Consider the following 12,849-nt stretch of genomic DNA (forward strand, 5'->3'; position numbering starts at 1 on the left):
CTTATAGAAAAGGAACATATGCAGGTATTTAAATTTGGAGGAGCATCCATAAAAGATGCAAAAGCAGTACGTAATATGTCGGAAATTTTGAAAAGATTTCCCAATGAAAATATAATTATTGTGGTTTCGGCTATGGGCAAAACCACTAATGCCTTGGAAGAAATTTTACATTTAGAACTAAATGGGCTCTCAACTGATACTTCTATCCAGAACCTCTTTGAATATCATGCTTCACTTATCTCCTCCTTATTTGATAAGAATCAATCAAAGCCCCTTCAATTATTGGAAGGTCTTTTTGATGATTTGAAAACAAAACTATCTGTGATCAATAAATCCCGATATGATGAATCCTATGATAGCATCATTTCTTTTGGAGAAATGATCTCTTCCAAAATACTTTTAGAATTTTTGCAAAAAGAAGCTTTTTCTATCTCCAAGATTGATGCAAAAGATTGCATTATAACAGATGACAGTTTCAGAGATGCTTTGGTGGATTGGGAGAAAACCGAAGACATAACAAAGAAAACTATTGAGCATGAATTTAACCACAGCCAATTAATCATTACCCAAGGATTTTTAGGTGGGACTCAAGATGGTAGAATTACCACTTTGGGCAGGGAGGGATCTGATTTCTCCGCTGCCATTTTTGCTTATTGTATCGATGCAAAAGCGGTAACCATTTGGAAAGATGTTCCGGGAATATTAAATGGAGATCCGAAAAAAGTAAAGGATGCGATTTTATACCAAGAACTATCCTATCAAGAAGCAGCAGAAATGACCTATTATGGAGCATCCGTTATTCATCCAAAAACCATAAAACCACTGGCAAATGCCGGTATCCCAATGCATGTGCGTTCCTTTAGTTCACCCGAGAAAGGGGGTACTATTATTCATGAATGCAATATTATCCATCAAACCCCTTGTATCATTATCAAGGAAAAACAAAGTTTGATTACATTCAAATTGCAAGATTTTACTTTCATCACGGAAGCATTGATCGGAAAAATATTTGATGCATTAAACAAACATCATATCAAAATTAATATGATGCAAAATACTGCCATTTCTTTCTCTATTTGCGTGAATGATGATTTGCACCGCTTAGATCAACTCATGAAAGATTTAAAAGAAGACTTTTCTATTTTCTATAATAAAGGCCTAGAATTACTCACCATCAAAAATTTTGATGAGAGCCTAATCAGCAGGATGACAAATGGCAAAGAAATTTATATGGAACAAAGAAGCAGAAAGAATTACCAGGTGGTGGTGAAGGAGGATCTGATGAGCTTCTAATACCATAGCAAGCTAAAACTCTAAACCTTTTGATTCTACCACAAAGTAACAAAAGAGAACAAAAGAAAATAATCAAGATTATTTTTAAATCATATTGCTGAAATATTCATTTACAAAGGTCCTTTGTCCTTCATTGTAAAGGTTATAAACATTAAAATTAAAAAGAATACCCTTTGGGATTTTTAAAAGTTTCATATATGATAATAATTGCGCTTCATGTACTGGCATTATTTCTTTAACTGCCTTCAATTCGATGCAAATAGCGTTCTCAACTAGTAAATCACATTTTAAATTTACATCCAATTCCAATCCTTTAAAATCAATTGAAATTATTTTTTCAGTCTGGATTTCTATATTCCGATTTTGAAGTTCATGCGCCAAACATTTTTGATATACACTTTCTAATAAACCTGGCCCTAATTCCTTGTGGACTTCAATTGCTGCACCATTTATTTTATAGGTTAGTTCGTTAAGATAGGCCTTACTGTTTTTCATTTTTTATGGGTTTGGTTGAATTGTTTAGTATTTCAAATGTATTATTTATGATGTATTCTTCCAAAACTGCAACTTTAAAATAGAAAATTTAAAACACTCAATTTCGCTTTATGAATTGCCTTAGGCAATTCAACTTTTGTTTTCTTTTTTTTTGTGGTTAAAGCAAATCACGAAGTGTTTAAACTATAAGTTTTTAAATTTTATCAATCGATTTTTAGGTGAAAACACTTAAAAAAGGAGCTATAATTTACGAGGAAACAAACAATGTTCTTGGTTCTAGTATCTAGTGTCTATTTCCTAAACTACCCTTAAAACCAATCCTTTTAAATACTCTCCTTCCGGGTGGAAAATATTGATAGGGTGATCTGCTGGTTGATGAAGTTGATGCAGAATTTGAACTTGCCTTCCTGCTCTGGCCGCAGCAGAAAATATCACCGTCCTGAATTGCTCTTGATTGACTACTTGCGAACAACTAAAAGTAAAAAGTACTCCACCCGGCTTCATATTTTTCATGGCTTTTTCATTGATCGTTCTATATCCTTGCAAGCCATTTTTCAATACTTTTCTGTGCTTGGCAAATGCTGGCGGATCCAAAACGATCACATCATACTGCTCTGGCATTTCATTTAAGAAATTAAAAACATCAGCTGTGAAAGACTGATGATTTTGAGCATCCGGGAAATTCAATTTCACATTTTGATCAGTTAAATCCATTGCTCCTTGAGAACTGTCCACACTATGGACCAGTTCTGCACCTGCCTGCAGAGCAAAAATGGAGAACCCTCCAGAATAGCAAAAAGTATTGCAAACCTTCTTGCCTTTGCTGTAATGCTCCAACAATTTCCTATTTTCTCTTTGATCTATAAAAAAGCCAGTTTTTTGACCCGTAACCACATTGATATTGAAGATGTTGCCATATTCCTTTACCAGCCACTCTTCTTTCTCTTCTCCATAAATAAATGCATCCGTGGTTTCCAGTTCTGCCTTGAAAGGAAGTGTATGATTACTTTTATCATAGACTGATTTCAACTGCTCTCCCAATAGATCTTTCAGGGCTTCTAAGAACACTTCCTTAATCTGGTACATTCCGACAGTATGCGCTTGGAAAACCACACAGCCGTCATAATAATCGACTATAAGCCCCGGGAAACCATCTCCTTCGCCATGCACCAATCTGAATACATTGGTTTCTGGATTATCCCACAAATTTGCCGTCTTTCTTAATTCAATAGCAGTCTGTAATTTCTTCTTCCAAAAATCCTGATTGATTTCCTCTTTTTGGAAAGTTAGCATGCGAACTGCAATGGAGCCCACTTGAAAATAACCAATCCCGATAAATCTTTTGTCTTGCGTATGGATCTCGACAAAATCGCCTTCCTTTACTTCCTTTGGCACAGGATGAATGGCACCTGAAAATATCCAAGGATGGAATCGCTCTAAAGATTTTTCTTTTCCTTTTTTGAGGTTGATGATGGGTAATGGGCTTTGCATAGTAATCTAAAATATATTGCAAATATGAAGAAACTATTTTTCATTAAGAATTTGATTATAATAAAAAAAAGCCGCTCATATTAATGAACGGCTTCAAAATAACGAATAAACGGCTAATTTATTCAGAAACTAAAACATTGGCTATACGCAAGGCTGTAGAACCAAATCTCGCATTACTTGCTCTATAAATAAATGCAATGGTTACCGTTTGACCTGCATAAGCAGACAAATCCAATTCACCAGTATTTTCTATATCATCAGCATCAGGATTGTTGGCCTGCATGGCTGAAACTCCCGCTTCGAATACTTCCCAATTAGCAGATTCAAAATTGGATCCATCATAATCTGTTGATATTTGAATTCCGTAAGCTAGAGTATTATCATCTATTGGAGCATCAAATCTTCTGTCCACATCAAAACTTAAAACTGGATTTTCAGCATCTACTAATCCAACCAAAGGAGTCAGCATCCATACTTCCGTATAGTCAGAATCCTCATTTTGAGCATCTGGGCTAAATGCATTTGCTTGAATACCAGTTACACCTTGATTGTTGTAACAAGCAAAACCACCTGTTTCAAATGAATTTTGGGCTACAATAACTTGTTCCCAGCCTTCAGGAGGAAGTTCACCACTACCATCGGCTCCACATACATCAAATGTTTCTGAAAATGGCAAACCTGAACCTTGTTCTTTGTTATTCACAATCGTAAAATCAAAAAACCGCCCATCGAACTCTTCTGTGGACAATCCATCACCTACTGAAACGATTTCAAAAGAAATCTCAATATCAGCAAACAAAATTCCCTCTTCATTTGGGATAATACTAAATTCCGCACTTTCAGCCCCAGCTGACACCGGGATATCAATTTGACCGCCTGATTCTGCAGGGTCAGTGGTAAAAGTTTCTCCATAAGCGCCATCAGTTACTATTATTGAAATATTAGAATTTGATGGAGCTGCCGGGCTTATATCAAAAGATACAGTCACAGGGCTTAAATCATCAGTGGTTATTTCCCCAGTTGTTTGACTGAAAGAAACCACAGAGTTTACTGTTTCCTCCTCGCAAGCAAAAAGAAATGCTAAGCCCAAAAGGGCTATCCATAATTTGTTTTTCATTGTTTTCATAGTTTATTATATTTAAGTTATTGATTTTTAATAATTTACAGGCCTATACTCAATTTTTGAAATTACTGGGAAATGATCTGACAAGAACCTATTGTTAACAACAGTACTGACACTTTCATAAGTCATAGGCTTAAATCCTGTCGTGAAAATAAAATCTATTCTCCTATTGTGTGATCCGTCTAAATTAAATCCATTATAGGTTCCAGTTGGACCAAGTTTCAAATCACTTTCATAACTATCTGTCATGAATTCATTGAATACTTCATAGGGTGTCGATCCTGGGACTACATTAAGATCACCGGTCAAAATTACTCTTACACCCTGATCTATTTTAGTTTGAATACTATCTCTAATCAAACTGGCACTACGTAATCGTGCAGTTCCACCAACATGATCAAAATGTGTATTATAAAAATAAATTTCTTGATCTGATTCAGTATCGAAAAGACGAACATAGGTACAAATCCTGTTAAGTACTGCATCCCAACCAATTGATGGGACTTCGGGAGTTTCCGAAAGCCAAAAATTGCCACTATCGAGTAAATTAAACCTGTTCGTGTCAAAATAAATAGGCGCATATTCGCCTGCTTGCTCCCCGTCATCCCGGCCAATTCCTACTCTTTGATAAGTAGATAAGTTTTCATCCAAAAATTTAATCTGAGAATACAAAACTTCCTGCATGCCGATAATATCAAGCTCTTCAATAAGTAGGAAATTTAATACATCACCCCTCCTATTAATCCACCGATTACTACCATCTGAAGGATTATCAAATCTTATATTAAAAGAACTTACCTTCAAAGAAGGTGTGGAGATTATTTCATCTTCTACTTCTTCTAAGGGCTCATCATTGCATCCCCACAGGAAGAAGCAAGCAAAAACCAAATGGTATATTTTAATTCTATACATATATTATTCTAATTCAACTAATACAGGGAAATGATCTGATAAAAAGGTATCTTTTATTCTCATACTATAGTTATGATAACTTTTTACTTCGAATCCCTCATAAAAAACATAATCTATTCTTCTATCATAATTCTTTCCGATTTGAAAAGCATTATATGTACCTACTGGGCCCAAATTTATATCCGCTTCATAAGCGTCATTCAATGTAGATTGAAATATTTTTTGAATAGGAATTGTTGATGGCTCTAGGTTGAAATCACCCATCAAAACCACTTTATTTGTCGTTTTCAATTTTTCAATTTGTGTTAATATCAAATCAACACTTTTTTTTCTTGCCTCTTTACCCACATGATCAAAATGAGTATTAAGAAATAAAATTGATTCCCCTGATTTTTTTCCTTTCAATTTTGCCCATGTGCAAACTCTAGGTAGTGCAGCATCCCACCCTTTTTCAGGAACATTAATATTTTCACCTAGCCAAAAAGTACCACTGTCCATTAAGTCATAAACATCTTTGTTAAAATATATAGGTGAATATTCTCCGGCCTTTTTTCCATCATCCCGACCGACCCCTATTTTTTGATAGTTCGGCAATGAAGTATTAAAATACATGATTTGGCTATGCAAAACTTCCTGCATACCCACAACATCTGGTCGCTCCAACTTCAAAAATTGAACAACACTTTCCTTGCGATTTTCCCATTGATGGACTCCATCTCTGGGATTTTCAAAACGTATGTTAAAAGTGCACACCTTGGTTTGAGCCAGCGCCTCTACTGTCAAAAATGTTGATATAAAAAGTAGGAATATTTTCTTCATGATTTACAGTTTATTCGTGTATAGACCACATTTCACCATTGATATTATCCCCAGCAGGATATTGTCTTTGAATGGCATCTTCTAGGTTTTCTTGATTTTGATTGATCTCTGAAATTGGATACATCCACCTTTTTGGCACTCGACCATTGTTCAGAATTCCTGCTCCACTCACATCAAATTCAGGAAAACCAGTTCTTCTATTATTATAGAAAGGCTCCCAGCCGGAATTTAGGAACATAGACAAATATTTTTGAGTCATTATTTGTTCTAACCCCTGTCCTTGTTGATACCCTATAGTCGATTGATTTAAGTAATTAGAAATTGAATTTTCATCTATTCCATAAAAATTTAAAGAAGCCCTAATACCATTTTCATAAAATTCACTAGGGTTTCCGGAAATCCATCCTCTATGAGCTGCTTCCGCTAATGTAAAGCTAAGTTCAGCATATCCCAAGGCAAGATTCTCTTCTGCTTCCGGATCTTCAATATATCGCTCATCTAAAGGAGAACCTTCTCCATTACCTAGACGGGTGGCATTATCATTTATAGGAGCACTTCCACTAAAACCAGTATAACTATCAAAAGATAGTGGATCCTCACCGGAGGAATTAGCATCAGGATCGGCTAGTACAAACAATCTTGGATCATTAAATTCCTTTAACTTTTCTATAAAGGACTCTTCTAAAATGTAGGACGTGGTTATGGAGGCACTTCTCCAAAAAGGATAGGTGTTTCCAGTTTCTTCGGAATAAGTATATCGACAATTATCAGCATTAGATTCCATCAGCGGATATTCAGATGGATTACTGAAAATGGTGTTGAATCTACTGGCTAGATCTAAATCAGGATCATTTTCTTTAATGGAAAGACTCATCAAGACCCGTAAATGATAAGAATTAATTAACTTCTTCCATTTTAGTAAATCACCTTCAAAAACTACATCGCCTGTAATACCTGATTCGTTTACATCCAATAATTCGTTTGCTTCTTCCAATAATGCTAGAATTCCCAAATACACTTGTTTTTGTTCATCATAAGCGGGGGTAATTACATCCTGCTCAGCCTGTAAAGCCTGTGAAAAGGGTATATCCCCAAACTGACGGGTAATTTGCTCAAAAACAAACGCTCTGAAAAACTTCGCAATGGCTAGATAATTAGCATTATCGAAATTTTCGGATTCTTCTTCCATTTTCTGAACCTGCCTTAGGGTGTTGTAAAAACCAAAACCAGCTCTATCCCAGTTATAATATTGAAAATCATTCACTAGGTTTACATTAACTAGATATCGGCATGCCATCGCAGCATTCAAATCAATTGAATTAAATGTACTGATTTCTATATTGGTTAGCAGTAATCCAGGATTAGCATCGGTAGTATTATTGGGGTCTACCTGAAAATCTTCGTAATCTTTACAGCCCATCACTAAAATTAGGACTAAAAAACTTATGACTAATTTATAAATTCTCATCTGATTAAAATTTAAAGTTGAAGTGCATCCCTACATTTCGCATAGAAGGAGTTTGCATATTTTGATCACTACCGGAGTCTGGATCCAAATAATCAATTTTTGCCCAGAGCAAAAGGTTTCTTCCTATCAGCGAAACGGAAGCCGAGTTGAAAAATGTTCTCTCCAATAAAGTAGTTGGGAAATTATAACTTATGCTTACTTCCCTTAGTTTAAGGAAGGTTTGGTCATAAAAATGGTTGCCGTATGATTGCGCATGATAAGTAGTAATGTAGTTTTCATAATTGACTACCTGATCATTAGGAGCATAGGTTCTGGTGTCTCGAATGATATTGCCTTGCGTATCATATTCAACACTACCATCAGTTATCACTACACCATCGGCTACATAATTACTAACCCCTCGTGCGGAAGCTGCTCTGAATTTATTGATAGATTCAGGATGAACCCCAGCCCACCACATATTTCGTAAAGTTTTACTTTCCATCAAACCTCCAATCCTCCCATCAAAACCTACAAACGTGGTGAAGTTTTTGTACCGAAAGTTATTTAGAAACCCATAAACGTAATCAGGATTTGCATATCCAATGTGTCTATCAAATGGATCTCTTACATTTATTCCATTGTCTCCAATAATTGGTCTTCCATCTGGAGTTTCTAACCAAACCGTACGAAAGATCTTATCAACCCTATCTCCTTCAACTCTTTGATTTATATTATCTCCGATATCAATAGACTTAATATAAGTTCTATATTGACTTAAGTTTGCTGTTATATTCCAATGGAAATTTTCTGTCCTAATAGGATCCCCAGTCAAAATAAGCTCAAAACCTCTCTTTTCAAACTCATTGGCATTGATTGAGCGCGAAGAATAACCTGAACTAACAGAAATAGGCACATTCGTGATGTTATTATAGTCAAGTGTATAAATATAATTAGCATCAACAGTGATCCTATCTTGTAAAAAACCAACTACCAAGCCACCTTCAAAAGCAGAAGAAGTTTCTGGTTGTAAATCTGGGCTAATCAAATTACCTGGAAAAGATAAAGAAGCATTATTCTGCCAGTTTATACTACTGTTATAAGTTGGAATGTGCGCGTATGCACCTCCAAAACTCCCATTCGATACTTCTGCCCAACTTCCTCTCACTCTCAAGTTAGAAATTAAATCAGGTAATTCGAACATTTTGCTTGGAACATAGCTCAATGAAACGGAAGGGTAGAAAAAGGAATTATTTTCTGCCGGCAGTGTGGTTACCCAGTCATTTCTTCCCGTGAACCCTAAGTAAATTGAATTTAAAATTCCAAAATCCAAAGTCGCATAAGCAGAGCTAATCCTCGATTCTGAGAATGAATTCCCGCCAGATATGGCATTTCTTGAGTTGGCAATATTATAAAAATTAGGAACATTTAACCCATTAGTGCTGACATTAGAAAACCAACCGTTTCGGTAATTATTAGATACTCCTACCGTAGATTGAATATTGAAATCACTATTGAAGGTTTTCGAATAATTCATAAAAATATCAGTGTTGATATTAAAACTCGAATTATATGATTGAGAATAGTTACCATCTGTTCTATTAAAATTTCTCACGAAACTAATGGGTTCCTTTTCAGTCCTATTCAATGAGAAAAAATTAATCCCATTCCTCATATTCAAAGTTAAATCTTTTGTTAAATCGTAGCTTAGGAATAACTGTCCGTAGGTTACATCTCTGTAATAGCCTCTGCTATACTCATTAGCCAAGAAGTACGGATTGTTATAAAAACTCGTACTATAATGTCTCTGCTGAAATCCTTCTCTTCCGTCCACCCAGTAGTCTTGAAGGTCATTGACATCAATATTCGGCCCCATCCATAAGGCGAGGTTATAAATAAAACTTTGCGAGCTCCAAGCTACTTCAGGAATATTGTCCGATTCTTGACGGTTATAATTGATGGAAGCATCTACTGATAATTTTTTATAGATATATTTTCCTGCCACACTGAAATTAGATGAACCCAATTCGGTATTCGGAACAATTCCTCTTTGAAATTTATGACTTGCCGAAACCCGAACGTTTCTCTCCATATTACCTGCTGTTACAGCCACAGTATTATTACTTATAGCACCATTCCTGAAAAAATCATCCAAATTATCCGCACCGCGGGAAATCCAAGGTAAAGGAATTCTCTCTCCAGTCTCCGGATCAATCGGGCTATTATACTGCACAAGTTCAACAAATCCGCTTGGGGTACTTGGATCAGGCTGATTTAATCTAGGACCCCAGGAAAAACCCGACCCTTCAGGACCTGCTCCAGTCCCATCAATATAACGATACATTCCATTTCTTCCCGAACCGTATTGATTTTGGGTTTCAGGGATTCTTAGAAAATCAAACTGAACCATAGTGTTTGAGCTGACTTCTACCTGAAGACCTTCCTTTTGGCTTCCTCTTTTAGTAGTAATCATGATAGCTCCATTTCTACCTAAGGAACCATACAAGGCTGAGGCAGGAGCCCCTTTCAAGACATCAATCGATTCAATATCGTTTGAATTTAATTCCCATAAGTTAGTTTCGGTATTTGGCACCCCATCAATCACAATTAACGGACTCTCGCCTCGAAGCGTAAATGAATTATTTGCAAAGAAATCGGTACTGTTGAAAACTGTTAAACCTGCAACTTTCCCTGTCAAATTGGCGACTATATTGGGTTCTTGAGCCTTGGTTATTACAGAACCATCTACTTTTTGAGTGGCATAACCAATTTTTTCAGGGGACTTTTTTATAGCTAAGGCCGTTACGACCACTTCCTCAAGTGAGGAAACATCACCTACCAAAGCAACATTAATTTCAGATCTGCTCCCTATTTCAACTATTTGAGATTTGTATCCAACATACGAAAAGCTCAATTGCTCTGCATTTTGGTTTACAGAAATTTTATAATTACCATCAATATCAGTAACGGCTCCATTATTAGTCCCTACTACTTTAATGGTTACCCCAATTAAAGGCTCCTTCGTATTATCATCAATTACTTTTCCTTGAATTACCCCTGAAAAGTCATTTTTTGCTGACTGATTATCGTTGCTTGGATTACTTTTTTTACTTAGTGAAATTTGCTTACCGGCAATTCGATAAATGATATTGCCTTGTGACTCCAAAATATTTAAAACATCCTGAACTGACATATTTAGCATTTCAAGCTTTATGTATTTTGATAAATTAATGAGATTGGTGTTATAGGCAAAATCGTAATTTGTCTGACTTTTTATTTCTGTAAGGACTTCCTCCATTGACAAGTTCAGATTTGAAAAGGTAACCTCAGCCTTACTTAAATTTTTGCTTTGAGCAAAAGCCTGAGATAGGAACCCCGCAAACAGAGCCATCAGTAAAATGGTCTTTACTTTTTTCAAAATGATTGAAATCCATTTAAATTGATAGTAGTGTTTCATGTGTATATAATAGTTTTAAAATTGTCACATGGAATAGTCAAAGTTCAAAACTTTAGGTAGCCACTCTTTACAAATCTGTAATATTCATTTCGGTTGGTATGCCTGGTTTATGACTATTTCATAGTAAGATCATTATCTAATTACATCTTCCGCTTAATACATATTGATTCTCATTTATGGGATTGAAAGAAATTTTGTTGACGAATGAAATTACATCTAACACTTCTTTTAAAGCCATTTCATTAATAGTGATTGAAATTGAACAATTCTCATATTGCCTCATATCATATTGGAGATCAATATCATATTGCCATTCTAAAAAATCTAAAACATCTGGGAGCGGTTCATTTTCAAACCTAACTTCTTTAAAGTCAGCACTTTCAAAGCTTAACAAGAGGTAATTATTGGTTTTCCTGTCCCAAAACCATTTTTCATTCGGTTCTAGTTTTTGTGTATAGCCATCTTGAGTAATTTTAACACTGCCCTCTTTTAAAGAAATTTGAATCCCTTTATTAGATTGTTTAATATTAAATTCAGTACCCAAAACAGTGGTATTTATCTCCTCTGTCTTTACAACCAATGGACGATTTTCATTTCTGGTTACTTTAAAACTTGCTTCTCCTTCCAATTCAATCTGACGTAATTCTTTGGTGTACAAGACACTTATCCTACCGTTTTGATTTATATTCACTTCTGTGCTATCAGACAAAAAAACCTTAGATTGTTCAGCACCAGAAAAATATTGAATTTGCTGACTAGGTTCTAAATTAAAATACAATACACCCGCTGTTAAAAAAACAAGAATTAAAGCAGCGGCCACCCACCATTTTCTAAAATCATTCTTTTGATTTTGGAATGTAGGTGATTGCAAGTCAGGTATATTGTCAATATTTACATTTTCAGTTTGCACTTTTTCAAAAGTATCCAACCATTTTTGTTGTGTTTTATGGTGCGCTTTCTTCAGCCAAAGTCTGAATTCTTCCTTCTCCTTATCAGAAAGCCTGCCTTGAGCCAATTGCTCTAAAAAATGACGGTTAAAATATTTCATTGCTGTCTGGTTGTGTATAAGACTTCTTTTAGAATAAAATGGTACCCTCTATTTTGAAAAAAATCAAAATAATAAAGAAGCAAAAGTTTGAGAAAGTAAAAAATGTTAGTGAAAACTACTTTAAAGCTTATTAAACACTGTTTTTGTAATTGTTAATCAGAAATTAATGGTAGTCAAACTTCCTAAATAAAAATCAGGACAGATAGTATTATTAATTCAATATCGATATAGGGTTGTAATTTTTGGCGGAGTATGCCAAGTGCTTTCATCATTTGTTTTTTTACAGCTACTTTTGAAATACCAAGCTTTTGACTAATTTCTTGATAGGATAATGCTCCTTCTCTGCTCATTAAAAAGACTTTTCTTGAGGTATCACTTAAAGAATAAAGTGCATGCTGTTTAATTTTTTCGAGCTCATTTTCTTCATAATAATACTGGGGTGATTTCTTTTCTATTGACTGTACAGATAAAGATTTCAATTGATTATTTTGATATTGTTCATTTTTGAAATGATCTAAAAGTAAATTTTTAGAAATCTTATATAAATAAGATTTTATGTTAATTACATTATTTAATTGTTTTCTTCGATTCCATAATTTTATGAAAGTGTCTTGAGTGAGGTCTTTAGCTAACTCCTCATCTCCCACTATACTATATAAGTAGTGGTAAATTGGTTTTGAATAGGTCTTATGCAATTCTTCAAAATATGATTTTTGAAGATCAAAACTGTCTCTATTTTGATTTAATGATAACATTATAACTCT

Annotated in this window: 10 protein-coding genes; 1 reads left to right on the plus strand and 9 read right to left on the minus strand. The window is 34.9% G+C overall.

All coding sequences use genetic code 11. The features are described 5' to 3' along the window. Window positions 1–18 precede the first annotated feature (18 nt). On the plus strand, window positions 19–1,293 hold the full coding sequence (locus ACFE0M_RS03200; RefSeq protein ID WP_434544294.1) for an aspartate kinase: 1,275 nt from the start codon (window positions 19–21) through the stop codon (window positions 1,291–1,293). 84 nt (window positions 1,294–1,377) lie between these two features. On the opposite strand, the gene ACFE0M_RS03205 is transcribed toward ACFE0M_RS03200, so the two are convergent. The 9 genes from ACFE0M_RS03205 to ACFE0M_RS03245 form a co-directional block, all read right to left on the minus strand. Further along, window positions 1,378–1,788 (minus strand): GxxExxY protein, encoded by a 411-nt coding sequence (locus ACFE0M_RS03205; protein WP_434544295.1) that lies wholly within the window; start codon window positions 1,786–1,788, stop codon window positions 1,378–1,380. A gap of 297 nt (window positions 1,789–2,085) precedes the next feature. Continuing rightward, entirely contained in the window at window positions 2,086–3,279 is a 1,194-nt protein-coding gene (locus tag ACFE0M_RS03210; RefSeq protein ID WP_434544296.1) for a class I SAM-dependent rRNA methyltransferase, read from the minus strand. A gap of 118 nt (window positions 3,280–3,397) precedes the next feature. Continuing rightward, the gene (locus ACFE0M_RS03215) at window positions 3,398–4,396 is read right to left on the minus strand and encodes a choice-of-anchor J domain-containing protein (RefSeq protein ID WP_434544297.1); all 999 of its coding nucleotides are present in this window, start codon (window positions 4,394–4,396) and stop codon (window positions 3,398–3,400) included. A 36-nt stretch (window positions 4,397–4,432) separates the two neighbouring features. Then, window positions 4,433–5,314 carry an endonuclease/exonuclease/phosphatase family protein gene (locus tag ACFE0M_RS03220; protein WP_434544298.1) on the minus strand — a complete coding sequence of 294 codons (882 nt, stop codon included), beginning with the start codon at window positions 5,312–5,314 and terminating at the stop codon, window positions 4,433–4,435. Window positions 5,315–5,317: 3 nt separating this feature from the next. Beyond that, window positions 5,318–6,133 (minus strand): endonuclease/exonuclease/phosphatase family protein, encoded by an 816-nt coding sequence (locus ACFE0M_RS03225; protein WP_434544299.1) that lies wholly within the window; start codon window positions 6,131–6,133, stop codon window positions 5,318–5,320. A gap of 10 nt (window positions 6,134–6,143) precedes the next feature. Beyond that, a complete protein-coding gene (locus tag ACFE0M_RS03230; protein WP_434544300.1) occupies window positions 6,144–7,601 on the minus strand; it encodes a SusD/RagB family nutrient-binding outer membrane lipoprotein in 1,458 nt (485 codons plus the stop codon). A 4-nt stretch (window positions 7,602–7,605) separates the two neighbouring features. After that, on the minus strand, window positions 7,606–11,037 hold the full coding sequence (locus ACFE0M_RS03235; protein WP_434544301.1) for a SusC/RagA family TonB-linked outer membrane protein: 3,432 nt from the start codon (window positions 11,035–11,037) through the stop codon (window positions 7,606–7,608). A gap of 136 nt (window positions 11,038–11,173) precedes the next feature. After that, window positions 11,174–12,085 (minus strand): FecR family protein, encoded by a 912-nt coding sequence (locus ACFE0M_RS03240; RefSeq protein WP_434544302.1) that lies wholly within the window; start codon window positions 12,083–12,085, stop codon window positions 11,174–11,176. Between the two features lie 182 nt (window positions 12,086–12,267). After that, entirely contained in the window at window positions 12,268–12,840 is a 573-nt protein-coding gene (locus ACFE0M_RS03245) for an RNA polymerase sigma factor (RefSeq protein ID WP_434544303.1), read from the minus strand. Between the last annotated feature and the right edge of the window lie 9 nt (window positions 12,841–12,849).

The sequence above is a fragment of the Marivirga sp. genome (assembly GCF_051117495.1).
Lineage (GTDB): Bacteria > Bacteroidota > Bacteroidia > Cytophagales > Cyclobacteriaceae > Marivirga.